This window comes from Paraburkholderia elongata, assembly GCF_013177735.1.
GTDB lineage: Bacteria > Pseudomonadota > Gammaproteobacteria > Burkholderiales > Burkholderiaceae > Paraburkholderia > Paraburkholderia elongata.
On record NZ_WOEZ01000039.1, the window covers coordinates 1 to 15,401 of the forward strand.

Consider the following 15,401-nt stretch of genomic DNA (forward strand, 5'->3'; position numbering starts at 1 on the left):
CAAAGCCGCGGCAAGCGCAATCCCCGCGGCGTGAAGCGAAAGATGTCGAATTTCCGGATCCGGCGACGATGGGAGCCGCTGAATCAGCGAATAGCGCCCAAAGTGGTTATCAAGTGAACAGTATTGGTCCTAGGCCAGTCGGCTTGCGTACCCGCATGGCCACGCATTCTGTCCAGCCGCTGGCGATATCAGTCAGCGTCAGCGTGTGGACGAAGTCACCGTCGGTCTTCGGACCGCCGCAGTGTTCGACCATGTCGATCTCGAAGAAGCCTGGCGGCGGATCGCGCCAGTCGGCGAAGGTACGCACCGGGATGCTGCGCCGGATGGCCGAGCCCATCCCCTTGCGGCGTTTGCGCTGCCCGTCGATCTGCAAACGTGCATTGGCCAGCATGCGATCGATGGTCGCCGCGCTGACCTCAAGGAGTTTGGCCTTGATGACCGGATCCAGGTCGAGATGGCCGTGCCGCTCCATGGCATCAACCAGCTTCGGGATCAACGCCTTCAGGCGCTTGCCGCAGACCCGGTCGGCCGCTTCCCACAACACCGTCAGCGCCTGGCGTACCGCCTCGTCGTACAGCCGGTTGCGCTCGCGTGTCCCCTTTGCCGCGCCGCCGGGCTGCTCCCGCAGCAGCCGGATGGCGTGCTTGCGGTGATACCCGGTCAGAGCCACGAACTCGTCGAGAATCCTGATCCGGTCACCAAACGCCGCGCTGCTATACCGCAATTGCAATGCTGCGACCAACTCCTTGCGTGTCGTCATGCTGATTTGCCTCGTCACCTCGTGTTGCTCCCGCCGGACAATCCGGCGGGTGACCGGCCGTGCTGCTTGACGCTGTCTACGACCTTCTGAAAATTCAGAATTTTCCCCTAAGTAATGCCGCTCGCTACACGCTCCAACAAGTCCTTGGAGAGAAAATATGTGCTTGCAGTCAGTTGAGCGGATTCACGGTCGCCTGCAGGGTCGGCTCGTATCGGAAGATGGCGCAATTGAGTGGATGGATATGCAAACCATTTGGTCACATAAGGTACCCGTTCCAACTCGAACGAAAGGACAAGCTGTAACCAGGTTTCACGACTGGGATATTGTCAACGCCGCCGAATATCTTCAACTTGCTGGGCTTGACACTGGCATTGCCGGAGGTCACACAATCTACGCGTTCACCTACGGAGGTCTTCGTTTTCTGGTGCCAGCAATTCTCGTGATGAAAGCGCTTTTTCGGCCACATGCAACCGCCTTCGAAAATCTCTACCGGCGATCCGCACTCGACCTGATGCTTGCCCCGGTGCCGGCAGCGGGCACCATGACTGCACACCTGGTACGGAAGAGTCGGAAGTACAACAAGAACCCCCAATCGAAACGAGCGTCCATCGGGTACAGATGGCTCTATTGCTTCCCCTCGGCGCGCGAAGCGTGGGATTCTGTTTACCAAAGCGCGGTTCAGGGGAGAATCCACGTGACGATGCCAAAAATCCAAGCCTCTATCGCCACGAAAGGTTTACGTGTGGGGGACACCTTGTTGGTTTCGAACTTAACAATCCTGTCCTTTGAATCGATGGAAACCCCGTTCGCCTGGGCCGGGGAACAGCCGCGTCAATTCGACTTCGGTTTGGAGCGTAAGGACACTGCGCCGTATTCACCTTTGATAAGGTCTGATCTTAAACAGGGACCGGACGGCTGGGCGCTGTCCGATGACGAATGGAATAGTATCGAACACCTCTTTCCTCATGGCTTCAGGCGGAATTCGGGCGAACAAGCTCGTACGCTAATCAGCGCTGTACTCTTCAAGCTCGGCACCGGCATCGGTTGGAAAGCGATGAACGCACGCCTTGGCACGACCGCGAGAGTTAGCTCCTTCTATCGAGACTGCCGAAGATTTAACCGATGGGATGAGGTTGAGAGAATTCTTCGTGGTCTCAGAAAATAGACTCGATCAAACGAAATCACCAAATCAGCCGCTGATATTTAAACCCGATGCCTATAACCGTAGGAAGGCGCTAGCACTGTTGCGCTTCAACCTGTCGCATCGAGGAAAACTCACACACGCTGCCCTCAGTAGCAGCGCGTCATCCGATGTTGCAGCCGTAGAATGGACGAGCACGCCTTGAACAATGGAATCGCAGCCTTGCGCTATCTACTCTGATCACTCTCTCGAATCATCGGTTAGATGCCTCAAGAGATTTGAAGGTATGCGTCACATCGCTGCATCGCAGTGTTCACAAACTATCATCACCGAAGAATAAAACCGAACATGTCCAATGCCTCCCGCATCCAACTTAGTCCCGTCGAAAAGGCGCTTTACTACGCCGTGCGCTTGCTTGCCCGAATGGACAGCTATGCAGGCCATGGAAACGCATTTCTCGCCCCCGAGGTCAGCGTCTGGATGCTTGAACAAATAAAACCGTCCTTAATGAAGCCCTTGCACGAAGTTGGAAAAATAGGCGAGTTGATTCGACTCCTTCATCACTATAATTCTCTACGCGAAACTGCTGAGGAAATGCGTCATCGTGATTTTTACGAAAATTCCCCTACCGATGAAATAGATGACGATTTCTTGACGTTACACGCCGTGGCACGCGCACTTGCCCGAGGCATCTGGAAATGTGACGACAACACAGCGAGCAAAAGTATCAAGCTTGTTATGCATGACTGGACCTTGCGTCATCAAGACGAGCAGACACCATGGGAACCGCCGATGCGATGGGTGGACGTCCTCGCCAAGTTTGCGCCCGGCACCCATTTGCCTCGAGTGCTAAAAGCTGACCTTGAAACGTCAGACGCGATTGACACTCGACTAACGCCGGTCCTGTCTACCGCCCTTACGCACGCGAGACAACAATTGCTTGCATGCGATAGCAGCGGTTATCACGCGTTCTGGAACAAGGTTTACAACTTTGCCTTAGGCGAATGGCTCACGGTTGACTTGCCAGAGGTCGCCGCACAAATATTGGCAAATAAGTCGAGCGGCCTGTATTTTGACAGTATCGGCGCATATGTATTGCAGATGCGAGTTGCCGAACGGTTTTGGCGCGGCCTCACTGCTCCCGTGCGCGCGCTTCTCCTTGGCATGAACGACGAACCTGAAGCGCTCCGGCTCATCGGGGTCAATGTACGAGCCGGTGGAATTCAGGAGTCAGAGGCGGTCGCTTGTGCCACACGAATCTGGAAGATGCTTAAAAGACGCGCGACGGCAGGGGACGAACTAGCCTCCGAGCTAGCTTACAGCAATGAACCAAATGCCGTCGTCGAGTCTATCCGCGCCGACCAGAACAGCAATACAAATTTCTATCTCATCGACATCGATGCGCTGCCGCACAGCCTTCGTCATTTGACCGACGAGAGATATTGTCTTGTCGTCAGGTTGCCAGAACAATGGCTTGGGGCGAAGAACGCACTGGCTACACAAAGTGGCGTTCACTGTTTCGCCGTGCCGAACGACAGAAAGTTGTCCTTGTCGATCGGGTGCGCGTTTGTATGTAATTTCGACAAATTGTGGCCAGACCTTTTCCGATTCCGGCGTTCAATCCCCGTGCTGCATGTGTTTGAGAATCAGTGCATCCTTGCCTTTCATCAGTTCAACCACTTCGCCGACCTCCGCGAACTCAACCGCCAAGTCGCGACCCGGGGGTTTCGTCATGCTATGTCAAAGCACGAGCATCCAGGTTCCGATGTTCTGCTGGACGAGGATTCCACTACAAACCTTGCGAACGCAAGTCGGCCGGTACCGGCCTTCTTTGATAATTTCGTGGACTTTTCAACACCGCTGGACAAATCGCTTTCGGAAGCGTACCTCGCGGAAAATCCTGGCACACGTTGAACTGTATCCATCGGCTGTTTCGCGAGTGACTCTTCAGACGAGTTGCGGCTTGATGCTCGCGTAAGTTTAAGATCCGCGCGAACGGCTACGAATTCGTGGTCGTCACAGTGGAAAATTGGCCCCCGGCCGCCGCAAGTGTAGTGGTAGTGTCAGAAATTACTCAATCACGACGTAGAACGGGTCGCTCCTTCCGACAAGCGTATCGTCAGCCTTCCGAATCAGAAACGCTTCTACCATGTGAACGCCCCGGTACGATAACCGCTCCCATCGCACAAATGGCTCATCCGAACGATAGTAGTCTCCCCGCAATGCATTCGCACGCGTGGCCGCCTCATCGGTGTTGGTCACGCGCCATTCGACCTTGTAGCTGTCAGGAAAGGGGAAACCGAGATTGTTTCGTGCGTTGAAGCGAACCCAGTATCCAGGCTGAGCGGGCGTCAGACTTTGAATAGAGCGGATCTGCTGTCCGTGCCGAGCGGACCACAGTTGACTGTCGACATTCACAGAGAGTTGACCACCCGTCGCTACTCTCCATCGAGGCCGTCGCATGTGCGGCAAACGGTCAAAACCGTACGGAAGTGCTGTGCGCCCGAGTTTTCTAACGAGAGCAACCAGGTCACCAACGCCGGCCGAGCCCTGGTTCGCCCTGACGACGGCAAGGGCCGCCTCACTGACTTTGCTGGCTTTTCCCGCGGCCTCACGAGCAGCAAAGTCTTCACCAAATACACGCTGCCACTTTCCGATGCTCTCTTCCTTGTCTAGCTCATCATAGGCGTCATCGATCCAGCCGCGGTAAAGATTCATCTTCGCGCGGAAATTGGCATACTTAGTGTCATCCCACGCTGCGCTTTGAACCTCCTCGAAGAGCACCGGGTTGCGTATGGTGGGCTTATTAGGATTCGCCTGCAGCCAGTCGTCAAGTCGATCAAAAAGCGTCTTGAGCGCAGTAGGAACATCAACAAATGCAGATGAGCCTTTATCCGTCGATCGCACCTGCATTCCAAGCAGCGTTGTCAGAAGAAATGACGGACAGGTGAAGTTCGTCTTGATATCGCGAAGATACTTGATCAGGCGTGTTACCTTGCGGAAGTTATTATTTCCGCAGATAGTGTTCTGCTCTATCAGCCAGTTCGTATAATCAAGCGGGTTGGAACGCTCGAAAGAATTGGCGTCTCGATTGCACACCTCCCAGACTCCTGCCTGCACGCGCTCCTTGACGCAAGGGGCTATGTCGATCTTGCGTTCGCCTGCGTACTCAATGGTGACGCAATGCGAGTACCTTCGAATCTTGTCTTTGTACAACGGAAGCTTGGACAGTTCAGCGTAGAGCTCATTCACGTAGTCCTTTGCTTCCCAACCCGCCACCGGCTTCACGTAGACCAGCAGATCCGCATCGAAAGGAGCCAGGCAATGGCTTGATGATCGTCTTGTGCGCCCATGATCCCTGTGCCGCAAACCCGACGATGGCTGGCTTCCAGTCCAGCCCCCTCACGGCACTCTCGATGGCCTCAATGCTGCTTTCAAGCAAACCGAACCGGGTGCTGTTCAGGTTCACAGTGTCAGCAAGCAGGGTGTTGAAGTCTTGGATGAGTTTCATTGCTGCTTCCCCGCCGCCGCGACTTTTGCCGCCACTGGACGGAGACCATTGACGAGTTCCTCCGCGCCCGCGTTCATTCGCTCCTCCATCCCACGCCGCATTTTGTTATAGACCCAGTCAAAGATAAGCGGGCTAGAAACACGATGGTTGTATATTGCATCCTGCAGCTCGCGAGACCGTATGCTCAGATATTCTTCGGTTGCTCCGCTACTTGACTGCGTTAACAGCTTTTTAATGTCTTCATTCAACCGATCCAACAGTTCGCAGGTGGATGCTTGCCGGTTACGTTCGCGAAGCGCCCAGATCACGACGGGTGTAATGGGCGCGAGCGTTGTGAGAACGAATGACGTCAACGTAGGATCGATACGCAAAGAAATCAGACCCACGACGATCCCAAGGCAAACCGCACCACTCAGCAGAACGCGCTGATAGCGCTTTCTTAATTTACTGTCGTACCAGATATTGGTGCGCTGGCAAACAAGTCTTGCCAGATACAGTGGGAGTTCCAGGACGACTAGCGGATACCAGTCGATCAAACGCTTTTCGTCCTTCTCACTCAGGCTCTGAGCATCTTCGAAGACCTGCTCCGGATCCACCTTGCTGCCGGCCACGAAGCTGTTCCAATCCATTTGCAAGACAGTGCAATCGAAATCTTCCTGCAGCTTTGCCGCGGTCTTCAACTGCGCCTTAAGCCACGGGTCAAAAAACAAAACCTCCAGGTAGCTAAAGGAAAGGGCAAACAGCGCAATGAACGGCTTGCATTGAGCAAAATATGCAGAAACGACCAAACCGATCAGAGGCAATCCCAACGAGATCACCAAACCCACTGCCTGATAGTTTTTAGCGCGGCGATAAATGAGCGTCCGGGCTCGCAGCAGGTTGAGCATGCGGGCACTCACCTGCTGCTTGTCTATTTCATTCATTTTCGAGACCTTCTCATCCTGGTTATTGCCAGCTCCAACATCCATTCTGTAAACGCCGCTGCCGTCACATGCCCTACAGCGCTAGCCTTTCTCTTTCCGCTCAGGAGGATGAGCACCGCCTCCCTCCCATTTCCCCGAGGAGAGCCAATATTCGTAGTGCCAAAGCCACTCGGCGGTCCACGCTATATAGCTCTCGATAAACTTCACGCCGCGCGTCCACTCGCGCTTTTTGGGCCACCAAAGGCACAGCTGCGTCTTGCCATCCGAGTGACCGTAAATATGCGGTGGACGTTTGCTCCCTGCCTTGACGACAAGGTCGGGCTTGATGACGTACATCTGTGGCGAAGTGGTTCTCGGCACGACGAGCAGACACCGGTAAAGCGGCGAATACTCGGACGGTGAGATCTCGAAGCAGTATCGAATTTCCTTACCCTGAACACGCGCCAACTTCGCTCCGGGAAGGTTCAGGCGCTCGAGTTCGAGCGCCTGTTGCTCAAGCGAACGCTGCGGCTCAAAACTGCGCACGATCACTTACCGTAAAAATTATGCGGGCGCGACTTGACGGTGAGTGGAGCGACCGTCGAGGTGAAAAAGCTGGCTCGCCCTGCGTTACGCGCTGCCTCCTGACGCTTCAATAGTGCGTTGCGCGCGGCATCGGCGGACTTGCTACCAAAGGCTGCTTCTACGCGCTGAATCACCACTTCTATGCCTGCACGTTGTTCAACCGCTTGCAGTATCTCGTCAAGATCTTCAGTGAATTTTTCGACCCAGGCGTAGAAGGCCGCTTGACGCGCCGGATCGTTCATATCCTCTGCGAGGTTACTGGCTGGCGCTGCCGGGTTAAGCAGAAACCACGTTGCGCCAGTAGCCGTCTCTTCCGACCAAAACTTCGACGGCATCGTCGCGACGATGTCAAAAAGAAGGTCCAGCGGACTAACGTGCACCTCCGGCGCGTGCTGCGCATAAGCATGTGCCGCCAGGGTCGTGATGAACGCCGATGATGGCTTGAGATCCTGCTCCCCGTCCTGCGGCCCAAAGCGCACGTTCCGGTGCAACTTCAGGACTTGCACGATACGGCACAGCAAAGGAGCAAACACTTCGTCTGGATTGCGCAGCGGTACGATGTCGGCCTTGTGCACAGAATCTGCCGCATAAACTTCCATAGAATGGAAAGTTGCCGCGATAGATGCCGTCTCCCGGAAGAACTTGGCGTAGCCAAGTGGATTCGTGGACCTATAGTGGGCAACCCCGCGGTCGGGAATCATGCCGTGCGTGTCGCCGTACGGCGAGGACAAAAGCGGACTGTCGATTACCGGAGCGATGTCAGCACACATACCGCCGGAGTAGATGAGTGTGACGCATCGATTCCACTTTTTTACCTCGAGCCCGTGTGCATTTGCATAGTCGTCGAAGGCGGCATGAAAGTGCGCAAGCAGTCGAGCGGGGCCGCGCGCGTCGCCGTAACGTTCCAACGCGCTTTTGTCCAACCTCGCAATCACATCAATGTCGAAACCTTCACGCGACTGGCCCCAAGGTCGAACCATGGTCCCGAATTCGCGCGAGCCGTGCGGATGGATTTGCGTGATCAAACTCTCAAATTCCTGCCGGGCTGAAAGGAATTCCGCGATGCTCTGGTACGACGACTCGATATCGCCAAGCTGAGTTAGCGTCGGCACCTGCTGCTCAGCGATCGCGTCCAGCAGAAAGAAAAAGTTGTCGGACGTAGCGAGCGATACGCTCTTACGGCGCTCCTTCAACGAAATATCTCTTTTCATCTTGGCAACTCCTGAACGCCGCCGCAAACAAACTATCGAAATATACTTTTCGATAGCATCAATATCTAGGGCTGATTTTCAAATTACGCCTAAGTATAGTGTAGTTCGGACACATCTGGAAATTTTTGCTGCTTGACTTTTCGATGCGACTGGGGAAGTCACTCTGACCGAAAATGCCCGAGACCTTGCTGATGAATAGTCGCGGTGGTCTCGCTGGCGATCGCCTTGCGGGCGGACGTGATACGACGGTTCTCGAGCCGCGCGTAAAGGCCACCTCAGTGCGATAGGGCGGCGTTCAGGCCGACTGGGAAGACGTGAAAAAGGTGTTCGCGGACTATGCGTCCGCGTTTTCTCGGCCAGCAAGCAACACGAGCCATGAGCGACGAAGTTGAGTTTTTGTGATGGGCCGAAGGCAAGCGCGGCACCACACTCCTTGCTGGGAACGGACCCGACTCGGTTAGCGCAGCGGGCTAGGACAGATTTGATTTACCAATCGCGCAGCGGCGTTGCGATCGGACAGGCCAGAACTATTTATCGATGCCGCTGAGTGAATTTCCTACAAACCACTATTAATCAAATATTTAGCGTCAACCGTCAGGACAGGTTTGATTTACGAGCCACCAGAACCGGACCGATTCCTCAAGCCATCAACCGTTCCGTCGTAACGGTTGAAAATAGCGCGCACGGAAACCACCGTCGGTATATTCGAGCACGAGCCTCCCGCCGGTCCGACGAGCAATCTTCGAGACGATGGAAAGACCCAGAAGGCAGCGGTCACCTTGACGTGTTTGTGAGACTCACCGACCCGACACGATTGACTGTCGAACAGCTCAATCAGATTCCCGTCATGGCCAGCGGTTGGGTTGCATTGAGCGACGTGGTCGACGTCCGCATGGTGACTGGGCCCAACGTCATCCGGCATTTGAACGGACTACGAACAATTGAAATTCTTGCGACGCCCACCGCCACACTCGGACACGTGATTTCAGCCTCAAAAAAGGCACTCGCGACGCTTCCCCTACCAGTCGGCTACGAAGTGAAGTTTGGCGGCTTGTATCCGCAACTCGAAGGTGCCGCGCTTAACGTAGGCGTCGCAGCGGTGGTCGCACTGGCACTGATGTTGGGCATCCTTACGTTGCAGTTCGATGGTCTGCTCGTGCCGGGTCTGCTGTTGCTACAAATGCCACTGGCGTTCTCAGGCGGAGGTCAGAAGGCAACCTAGCTTCGTCTCAGACATGGGATATCGCCCAGCCGTTGGCACGACTTCATAAAGCAAGCGTCGTCGCGGGCGAACTTTTGGACAGCATGGGCGCTGCGGCAACCTTTTACGCGGGTGCGGGTTTTTGTTTGCTGAATCAGATAGCGAGTACGCAACGATTCATTGTTCGTCATCGTCTCCGTGATGCTTGTACCAGCCCTTATGTTTGCCGTTGTCATGCCAACGACGTTCATCACGGTATTCGTCCTGATATCCGTAGCCATAGACAGGCGCCGGCGCATAGACCACTGGAGGCGGTTGATAGATCACGGGAGGTGGCGCTACATATACCGGACCAGGCACGCCGAGAAAGACGTTGACGTCTGCATGCGCCGACGCCAGCCCCGATGCGCAGGCACCACAAATTCCCAAAGCGGATAAAACTATCGCGCGCTTCATGATGCTCTTCCGTTCAAGTTAGGCGGACCGCCTGCAGGCGGTCCGATACACCATCGTACGCGACGGGAAAAGTGCCCGGTGAAACTGAGGAGTCTCTCCTGTAACCGTTTGTAATACGTGATGCGCCTTAGCTACGGGGCCGTGCCAAACAGCGGGCCGGCCTCGCCCTACCGGGTGGAACCGGTGGTCGGTCATTTTCTTCCACCCTCAAATTACACCCTCGACGCCGGGGAGCCACTGATGCGTCTGTATAACAAGTAGTCCAATGACCATTTGCCGGCACCCCGGCACAGCAGGACCAGCAGCATCGCAGCCCATTGAATGTGCGTGGGCCATGCCTGCGGATACACGAACACCTCAATGACGGTTGTCATGCCGAGCAGGACCACCGCTACGGGTCGCGTCGCCAGGCCGAGCACGAGTAGAACAGGTGTCGTTAGTTCGATTGACACCGCCAGGTAGGCTGCAAACTCGGGAGGAAGCAACGGTAGTCGATAGTCTTCCCTGAATAACTCGAGCGCGGCATTCCAGTCGGCCAGTTTGGTCATCGCCGAGTTCCAGAAGACCGTTGCAACAGCAAGCCTCAGTGGAAGCGCGAGAACCGTATGCGGCACTCGTTCCAACCACCCAATGGCGCGTAGTACGCGGTCAATCAGTATTGAACTGCGATGAGCGGATTGAGATTCCGGCATCATGTGACTTGCCTCCCAATTGTTTGGCTGGATGCCTCATTTGATAGGCTGATGTCGACAAAGCATGCTGATGCAAGAAGGTGTGCGAGCCAGACGGATGCCTCCGCGTCCGGCACGTCGACAAGGGCATCATGCAAGGAGCGCCCCGCAATCAAGGCAGCCGTGAACCGGCATTGCCCCACTGCCATGCGGATCACCTCCACACCCGAAGGCCCTCGGTGGATATACAAACAGACCGGGTCAGCGGTCAGATTGATATTTGCCAAAGCGTTATCGTCCCGGGACAACACCGCGTGCCAGATGGCATCGACAGGAAAGGACGACTCAAGCACACGGGCGGCAGGGCTCGGCAAAAACCTTACGGCGTGCATGTCGGCTGCGTCGAATTGCTCAAGGCGCCGCAAGTCAAGCGGCTTTGCGTCTGGCGCGTGCAGCGCCTCATTCACCGCCCATTCGAGTCGTGCCGTATCTGGCAGATAGATAAGAGACGCCGCTTCCGGCATCTGTGCCAGGAAATTCGGGAAAATGGCGCCGTAGCTGTCTAGTTGCGCGCTCGACGGCGGGTGTTGCTCAATAAAAAGTCGAGCCGCGCCTTCGAAGAATTCGGACCCAACCAGAGCTTGCACGGCCGGATAAGTCAGCCTTAGCGCTGTAAGCAGCGTACTGTTCGCCGTATTTCGATAGATGGCGAGCCGCGCCTGCGGAGCCAGGCCGTCCGGTACCACATACTCGGATGTGTCACCATCGGCAAACCCAAGCAAGTCCCGGCTGACTGCACATTGCAGCTCAAGCAGCGTGGGTGCACAGATTGTCATTTCGCTGCCTCTCAATAGCGGCGTCAGCAATTGCGGCCTCTTCCATCAGAACCTCAAGGGCCGGCACATCAGCGTCCCATTCGATTAGCGTGGGAATCGGTCCAAAACGCTTGAGTGCCTGCTCGAACAGGTCCCACACGGGAGGCGCGACGCGCGAGCCGTGGTCGTCAATGCGAATTATCTGGCCCTGGTCAAGCTGTCGGATGCTGTGCCCGGCCAGGTGGACCTCGGTAACTGACTCCGGCGGCAGAGCATCAAGATAGGCCAGCGCATTCCAACCGTGATTGCTGGCACTGACGTAGATATTGTTGACGTCGCAGAGGATGCCGCACCCCGTGCGGCGCGCAACCTCCGCAAGGAATTCCCATTCGGGGATGGTTGAGTGGCGGAACCGCAGATAGGTCGATGGGTTTTCTAATGAAATCCGCCGCTGCAGGTAGGCTTGGGCCTGGTCGACGTGCATGCAGACAATGCTCAACGCTTCTTCCGTCATCGGCAGTGGCAAGAGGTCGGCGAGATAGATGCCACCGTTGATGCTCCATGACAGGTGTTCTGAGACCAGCCCGGGCGCAATACGCTTGATGACGTCGCGCACACGCTCCAGATGCCGGACATCCATCCCTTCGGCGCTGCCCAAAGAAAGTCCCACGCCATGCAGCGAGATTGGATAATCCCGGCGTATGGCGTCCAGGTAACCTGGCGCGCTGCCTCCGCCCATATAGTTCTCAGTATGGACCTCGAACCAGGCGGCTCGCGGACACCCCTCGACAACCTCCTGATGGTGTCGAAAGCGCAGCCCAACCCCGGCGCATGCCGGAATCAGGCCATGCGCGCATTGCGACGCAGCAGAAACGGCATCCATGAACGCCCCCGTTTGCTCAAGCAGGCTTCAGCTTGCCGCCCTGGATTTTGCTGCAATCTCCGGCTGGAAGCAGCACGAATGACTTGGCATCGCGTGCCTGGGTAGATTGCCCTGCGCAGGAGTGCGCTCCCTCTGCGCAGTCATTTTTCGATACGGCATTGATGCCGTAGCACTTCTCCAGTTTGTTCGCTTCCATCCGGGCCATGTTGTCCTTCACAATTTGCGGCATTCCGCTCATGTCCTTCATGGTCTGGGCCTGAACCGGTACGACCTGCATGGCAAGTGCCAGGCCGATTGCCGACGATAAGGTCGACGCGGCCAAAACATGTTTGTTCATCACGCTTCCTCCTGAGGGTGGCGGCCCGGGATTCCGGCCGTGTAGGGAAGTTCGGCCAGCAGTACCAAAAGGTTACGGCCCGAGCAAACTTTTTCTGCGTGACAAACAGTCGTCCACGCCGCAAAATTTCCGCATGCTCCGGCATTCACACCCGCCCACTCCCGCTCCAGGTTCCGACAAAGAGGGCCTGGCGTCGTTGACGCCCGGCGGTCAGGAAGTACGCGCTGCCAGCCGCGCCGACGGCAAACTCGACTGGTCCATCACCATGGCCAGCGCGCAAATGGGCGACCTGGATGCCTATCGCCGGCTGCTCCAGGACATAACCCCCTATCTTCGGGCGCTCGCGGCTCGGCACATCCGGAATGCCGACGACATCGAAGACACGGTGCAGGACGTATTGCTGACCGTACACTCAGTGCGCAACACGTATGACCCGTCCCGCCCATTCGGGCCGTGGCTGGTCGCTATCGCAAACAGACGCATCGTCGATGGTCTGCGCCGGCGTGGACGCGTTTGCTCACATGAATCGTCAGTGGAAAATGAACTGGAAACTTTTTCTGCTGATGAAGCGAACCTACAGGAAGAGGCCGCGGATGCCCACGTGGTCAGGACAGCTATCGACCAATTGCCTGTCGGACAGCGCAACGCGATGCGCATGCTCAAGCTGGAAGAAATGTCCCTGCAGGAAGCCGCTGCCGCAAGCGGAATGTCAGTTGCTGCGTTGAAAGTGGCCACTCACCGGGCAATGAAACGACTACGGGAAATGTTCCGGCAGCGAGGTAGCAAAACATGACCCGGACCTCAGACCTGATTGACCTGCTGGTCGCTGACGCAAAACCGGTCCGGCGTCTGAAGCATCCTGCAGCGCGAGCTTCGTGCTGGTTGTTGTTTGCAGCACTCGTCATGTTCATCGTCGGTATTGCGCATGGGGTGCGCGCTGACCTCGCGGTCAAACTCGATCAACCTCAATTTGTCGTCAGCGTAGCTGCGGCGATGGCAACGGGTATTCTGGCCGCCATGGGTGCTTTCCTTGCCAGCGTGCCAGGCATGTCGCGCCAATGGCTTCTGTTGCCGGCACCGGCGTCTCTCGTTTGGGTAGCAACCCTTGGATATGGTTGCCTGACCCATTGGGTCACGATTGGACCGGAAGGCATGTCTCTTGGCGAAACGGCCAGATGCTTTGCCACGTTGGTATTGGTCGGCATGCCGCTATCGCTCGTGATACTGATTATGCTGCGCCACGTTGCCCGACTGTCGCCGGGCCCGGTTGCGATGACAGGAAGTCTTGCAGTCGCCGCAATAACTGCGGTAGCGCTGTCAATTTTCCATCCGCTCGACGCCACCGCAATGATATTGCTGTGGAACCTCGGTGTCGCCGCGCTTTATCTGTCGTTGAGCGGCTGGTATGGCGAGCGACTTTTGAGCTGGGTAACGCAGCGTTAGCGTGAACATGGTCAGGCGCAGCAGGAGCCAGACTGCTGCATAGGCGGGCACCTGTTGGTGCCATACGAGCAATACACACAGCAATCCCCGGGTTTCGGCCTGACCACTGCCTTGCAATACTCGCATTCGTAAAACCACACACAGGCGTCGGTGGGCATCGTCTCGTCTTTCCTGTGCCCGCACGCCGGACACGTGATGCTCGAATCCAGCACGACCGCAGCCATCACTGCACCTGCATTACGTGAGACGGATAGCCAGCATCGGTCGTGGCGTTCGTCAACGCGTCGACCGATGCCTTCTTCGGGTCAAATACCACCTCCGCGCGTTTGCTTGCGAAGTCGACCTTCGCCGAGGTCACGCCGGGCACTTTCTCAAGTGCCTTGCGAACCGTAATCGGACACACAGCGCAATCCATGTTCGCGACGTCGAGGGTGACCGTGCGAAGCCCCTCGGCGAGGGCCGTGGATGCGCTCAGCGCCGTCGCGACGAGCACAGCAATCAGTTTCTTCATGGCAGGTACTCAATAGAAGAGCGGCGCATACAGGGGGAACGACATCAGCGCGAGCGCGGCCGGCATCACAACCCAGAAAATGATGCGCTGCCGATGTCGCGCCGAAGGCACCGCGCAGGCTTTGCCCACCGCACATTCTTCGGACCTGGCGTAGAGCCTGCGAAAAGCGACCGCGAAAAAGGCGACGGATATGGCAACAAACAGGGGTTGGAACGGCTGCAACGCGGTCAGGCGCGAGCCCCATGCGCCCCCGACTCCCAGCACGACAAGGAGCAAGGGGCCGGCGCAACAGGCGGATGCCCCGAATGCCGCAGCGGCTCCGGCGAGCAGGGAGCCGGTGGTGGCCCAGCGAGGTCGCATGGCACTTCCTTTTCAGACTGGTTGAGCCTAGTCTAGGTGCGTACCTAAGTACGGAGTCAAGCGCACCATGCGGGAAATGACCATCGGACAACTGGCTGAAGCGGCAGAGGTCAACGTCGAAACGGTGAGGTACTACCATCGTCGCGGGTTACTGCCGGCGCCACCCCGCCCAGTAGGCGGCATCCGCCGATACCCGACAGCCGTACTGACCAGGCTTCGCTTTATCAAGCGGTCCCAGTCGCTTGGCTTTTCGCTCGATGAGGTGGAGGCCCTGCTGTCCCTGCACGATGGTCAGGCGTGCAACGCCGCGCGCGCTATCGCCGAACACAAGCTTGTCGATGTGCGCCAGCGCATTCAGGATTTGTCCATGCTGGAAGCCGCGTTGGCGACACTGGTACAGCGCTGTTCGACGTCGAAAGGCAAGGTTTCGTGCCCACTCATCGACACGCTCATGAACGGCGATGAGCCTGTCACGAGGCCGGCCAGATTCTAGGAGGTTGTCGGAGTTTGCGCCGAGGTTGGTCATCCGGGCGGGCACGTTGGGCGTTAATGAATCAGCCAGTTCACTGAGAGAGCCCATAGATGAGTCGCTTCGTGCCCGTTGATCGTCAGAC

At 56.8% G+C, this 15,401-nt stretch carries 19 protein-coding genes and 1 pseudogene; 6 read left to right on the plus strand and 14 right to left on the minus strand.

Features of this window, described 5'->3' with window-relative positions; all coding sequences use genetic code 11:
- Positions 1 to 109: 109 nt before the first annotated feature.
- Positions 110 to 760: a hypothetical protein gene (locus GNZ13_RS07320; protein WP_236001846.1), complete on the minus strand. Its 651-nt coding sequence runs from the start codon at positions 758 to 760 to the stop codon at positions 110 to 112.
- A 235-nt stretch (positions 761 to 995) separates the two neighbouring features.
- Between GNZ13_RS07320 and GNZ13_RS07325 the strand changes: the two genes are divergently transcribed.
- Both GNZ13_RS07325 and GNZ13_RS07330 read left to right on the plus strand, forming a co-directional pair.
- Positions 996 to 1,925 (plus strand): transposase, encoded by a 930-nt coding sequence (locus tag GNZ13_RS07325; protein WP_172161878.1) that lies wholly within the window; start codon positions 996 to 998, stop codon positions 1,923 to 1,925.
- A gap of 324 nt (positions 1,926 to 2,249) precedes the next feature.
- Positions 2,250 to 3,815: a hypothetical protein gene (locus GNZ13_RS07330; RefSeq protein ID WP_172161880.1), complete on the plus strand. Its 1,566-nt coding sequence runs from the start codon at positions 2,250 to 2,252 to the stop codon at positions 3,813 to 3,815.
- A gap of 156 nt (positions 3,816 to 3,971) precedes the next feature.
- On the opposite strand, the gene GNZ13_RS07335 is transcribed toward GNZ13_RS07330, so the two are convergent.
- The 5 genes and pseudogenes from GNZ13_RS07335 to GNZ13_RS07350 form a co-directional block, all read right to left on the minus strand.
- Positions 3,972 to 4,814, minus strand: a complete 843-nt coding sequence (locus GNZ13_RS07335; RefSeq protein ID WP_407945611.1) for a nucleotide-binding domain-containing protein — start codon at positions 4,812 to 4,814, stop codon at positions 3,972 to 3,974.
- A 171-nt stretch (positions 4,815 to 4,985) separates the two neighbouring features.
- Positions 4,986 to 5,412: pseudogene (locus GNZ13_RS54160) on the minus strand (SMODS domain-containing nucleotidyltransferase); the annotation flags it as partial.
- The gene (locus tag GNZ13_RS07340) at positions 5,409 to 6,335 is read right to left on the minus strand and encodes an S-4TM family putative pore-forming effector (RefSeq protein WP_172161882.1); all 927 of its coding nucleotides are present in this window, start codon (positions 6,333 to 6,335) and stop codon (positions 5,409 to 5,411) included. The pseudogene GNZ13_RS54160 and the gene GNZ13_RS07340, both read right to left, overlap by 4 nt.
- A gap of 81 nt (positions 6,336 to 6,416) precedes the next feature.
- A complete protein-coding gene (locus GNZ13_RS07345; RefSeq protein WP_172161884.1) occupies positions 6,417 to 6,860 on the minus strand; it encodes a hypothetical protein in 444 nt (147 codons plus the stop codon).
- A 2-nt stretch (positions 6,861 to 6,862) separates the two neighbouring features.
- A complete protein-coding gene (locus tag GNZ13_RS07350) occupies positions 6,863 to 8,110 on the minus strand; it encodes a nucleotidyltransferase domain-containing protein (RefSeq protein ID WP_172161886.1) in 1,248 nt (415 codons plus the stop codon).
- A 547-nt stretch (positions 8,111 to 8,657) separates the two neighbouring features.
- Here GNZ13_RS07350 and GNZ13_RS53770 point away from each other — a divergent pair.
- Complete coding sequence (locus GNZ13_RS53770) at positions 8,658 to 9,332, plus strand: efflux RND transporter permease subunit (RefSeq protein ID WP_328807194.1); 675 nt, start codon at positions 8,658 to 8,660, stop codon at positions 9,330 to 9,332.
- 156 nt (positions 9,333 to 9,488) lie between these two features.
- On the opposite strand, the gene GNZ13_RS07360 is transcribed toward GNZ13_RS53770, so the two are convergent.
- From GNZ13_RS07360 to GNZ13_RS07380, 5 genes are all read right to left on the minus strand, one after another.
- Positions 9,489 to 9,767 (minus strand): hypothetical protein, encoded by a 279-nt coding sequence (locus GNZ13_RS07360; protein ID WP_172161888.1) that lies wholly within the window; start codon positions 9,765 to 9,767, stop codon positions 9,489 to 9,491.
- Positions 9,768 to 9,979: 212 nt separating this feature from the next.
- Complete coding sequence (locus tag GNZ13_RS07365) at positions 9,980 to 10,462, minus strand: DoxX family protein (RefSeq protein WP_172161890.1); 483 nt, start codon at positions 10,460 to 10,462, stop codon at positions 9,980 to 9,982.
- Positions 10,459 to 11,304, minus strand: coding sequence for a DNA-binding domain-containing protein (locus GNZ13_RS07370; RefSeq protein WP_328807195.1), 846 nt, complete (start codon positions 11,302 to 11,304; stop codon positions 10,459 to 10,461). The genes GNZ13_RS07365 and GNZ13_RS07370 overlap by 4 nt, the downstream gene beginning before the upstream one ends.
- Positions 11,246 to 12,136, minus strand: coding sequence for an MNIO family bufferin maturase (gene bufB / locus GNZ13_RS07375; RefSeq protein WP_172161892.1), 891 nt, complete (start codon positions 12,134 to 12,136; stop codon positions 11,246 to 11,248). The genes GNZ13_RS07370 and bufB overlap by 59 nt, the downstream gene beginning before the upstream one ends.
- Positions 12,137 to 12,152: 16 nt before the next feature.
- Positions 12,153 to 12,473, minus strand: coding sequence for a BufA1 family periplasmic bufferin-type metallophore (locus tag GNZ13_RS07380; RefSeq protein WP_172161894.1), 321 nt, complete (start codon positions 12,471 to 12,473; stop codon positions 12,153 to 12,155).
- A 265-nt stretch (positions 12,474 to 12,738) separates the two neighbouring features.
- Between GNZ13_RS07380 and GNZ13_RS07385 the strand changes: the two genes are divergently transcribed.
- Together GNZ13_RS07385 and GNZ13_RS07390 are read left to right on the plus strand one after the other, a co-directional pair.
- A complete protein-coding gene (locus tag GNZ13_RS07385) occupies positions 12,739 to 13,266 on the plus strand; it encodes a sigma-70 family RNA polymerase sigma factor (RefSeq protein WP_172161906.1) in 528 nt (175 codons plus the stop codon).
- The gene (locus GNZ13_RS07390; RefSeq protein WP_172161896.1) at positions 13,263 to 13,916 is read left to right on the plus strand and encodes an NrsF family protein; all 654 of its coding nucleotides are present in this window, start codon (positions 13,263 to 13,265) and stop codon (positions 13,914 to 13,916) included. The genes GNZ13_RS07385 and GNZ13_RS07390 overlap by 4 nt, the downstream gene beginning before the upstream one ends.
- 11 nt (positions 13,917 to 13,927) lie before the next feature.
- Here the strand turns inward: GNZ13_RS07390 and GNZ13_RS52090 are convergent, their stop codons facing one another.
- The 3 genes from GNZ13_RS52090 to GNZ13_RS07400 are packed head-to-tail and all read right to left on the minus strand — an operon-like array spanning position 13,928 to position 14,787.
- Positions 13,928 to 14,140, minus strand: a complete 213-nt coding sequence (locus GNZ13_RS52090) for a GDCCVxC domain-containing (seleno)protein (protein WP_236001852.1) — start codon at positions 14,138 to 14,140, stop codon at positions 13,928 to 13,930.
- Positions 14,140 to 14,427 (minus strand): mercury resistance system periplasmic binding protein MerP, encoded by a 288-nt coding sequence (merP, locus tag GNZ13_RS07395; RefSeq protein ID WP_172161898.1) that lies wholly within the window; start codon positions 14,425 to 14,427, stop codon positions 14,140 to 14,142. Before merP ends, GNZ13_RS52090 begins: the two co-directional genes overlap by 1 nt.
- A gap of 9 nt (positions 14,428 to 14,436) precedes the next feature.
- Positions 14,437 to 14,787, minus strand: coding sequence for a mercuric transporter MerT family protein (locus GNZ13_RS07400; protein WP_172161900.1), 351 nt, complete (start codon positions 14,785 to 14,787; stop codon positions 14,437 to 14,439).
- Positions 14,788 to 14,863: 76 nt separating this feature from the next.
- Between GNZ13_RS07400 and merR the strand changes: the two genes are divergently transcribed.
- Positions 14,864 to 15,280, plus strand: coding sequence for an Hg(II)-responsive transcriptional regulator (gene merR, locus GNZ13_RS07405; RefSeq protein ID WP_456238722.1), 417 nt, complete (start codon positions 14,864 to 14,866; stop codon positions 15,278 to 15,280).
- Positions 15,281 to 15,401: the final 121 nt, after the last annotated feature.

What these genes read in the sequence shown, in the direction of transcription:
- GNZ13_RS07320 (WP_236001846.1), bottom strand. Translation starts at nt 760, where the DNA reads ATGACGACACGCAAGGAGTTGGTCGCAGCATTGCAATTGCGGTATAGC.
- GNZ13_RS07325 (WP_172161878.1), top strand. Translation starts at nt 996, where the DNA reads ATGGATATGCAAACCATTTGGTCACATAAGGTACCCGTTCCAACTCGA.
- GNZ13_RS07330 (WP_172161880.1), top strand. Translation starts at nt 2,250, where the DNA reads ATGTCCAATGCCTCCCGCATCCAACTTAGTCCCGTCGAAAAGGCGCTT.
- GNZ13_RS07335 (WP_407945611.1), bottom strand. Translation starts at nt 4,814, where the DNA reads ATGCAGGTGCGATCGACGGATAAAGGCTCATCTGCATTTGTTGATGTT.
- GNZ13_RS07340 (WP_172161882.1), bottom strand. Translation starts at nt 6,335, where the DNA reads ATGAATGAAATAGACAAGCAGCAGGTGAGTGCCCGCATGCTCAACCTG.
- GNZ13_RS07350 (WP_172161886.1), bottom strand. Translation starts at nt 8,110, where the DNA reads ATGAAAAGAGATATTTCGTTGAAGGAGCGCCGTAAGAGCGTATCGCTC.
- GNZ13_RS07360 (WP_172161888.1), bottom strand. Translation starts at nt 9,767, where the DNA reads ATGAAGCGCGCGATAGTTTTATCCGCTTTGGGAATTTGTGGTGCCTGC.
- GNZ13_RS07365 (WP_172161890.1), bottom strand. Translation starts at nt 10,462, where the DNA reads ATGATGCCGGAATCTCAATCCGCTCATCGCAGTTCAATACTGATTGAC.
- bufB (WP_172161892.1), bottom strand. Translation starts at nt 12,136, where the DNA reads ATGGATGCCGTTTCTGCTGCGTCGCAATGCGCGCATGGCCTGATTCCG.
- GNZ13_RS07380 (WP_172161894.1), bottom strand. Translation starts at nt 12,473, where the DNA reads ATGAACAAACATGTTTTGGCCGCGTCGACCTTATCGTCGGCAATCGGC.
- GNZ13_RS07385 (WP_172161906.1), top strand. Translation starts at nt 12,739, where the DNA reads ATGGCCAGCGCGCAAATGGGCGACCTGGATGCCTATCGCCGGCTGCTC.
- GNZ13_RS07390 (WP_172161896.1), top strand. Translation starts at nt 13,263, where the DNA reads ATGACCCGGACCTCAGACCTGATTGACCTGCTGGTCGCTGACGCAAAA.
- GNZ13_RS52090 (WP_236001852.1), bottom strand. Translation starts at nt 14,140, where the DNA reads ATGGCTGCGGTCGTGCTGGATTCGAGCATCACGTGTCCGGCGTGCGGG.
- merP (WP_172161898.1), bottom strand. Translation starts at nt 14,427, where the DNA reads ATGAAGAAACTGATTGCTGTGCTCGTCGCGACGGCGCTGAGCGCATCC.
- GNZ13_RS07400 (WP_172161900.1), bottom strand. Translation starts at nt 14,787, where the DNA reads ATGCGACCTCGCTGGGCCACCACCGGCTCCCTGCTCGCCGGAGCCGCT.
- merR (WP_456238722.1), top strand. Translation starts at nt 14,864, where the DNA reads ATGACCATCGGACAACTGGCTGAAGCGGCAGAGGTCAACGTCGAAACG.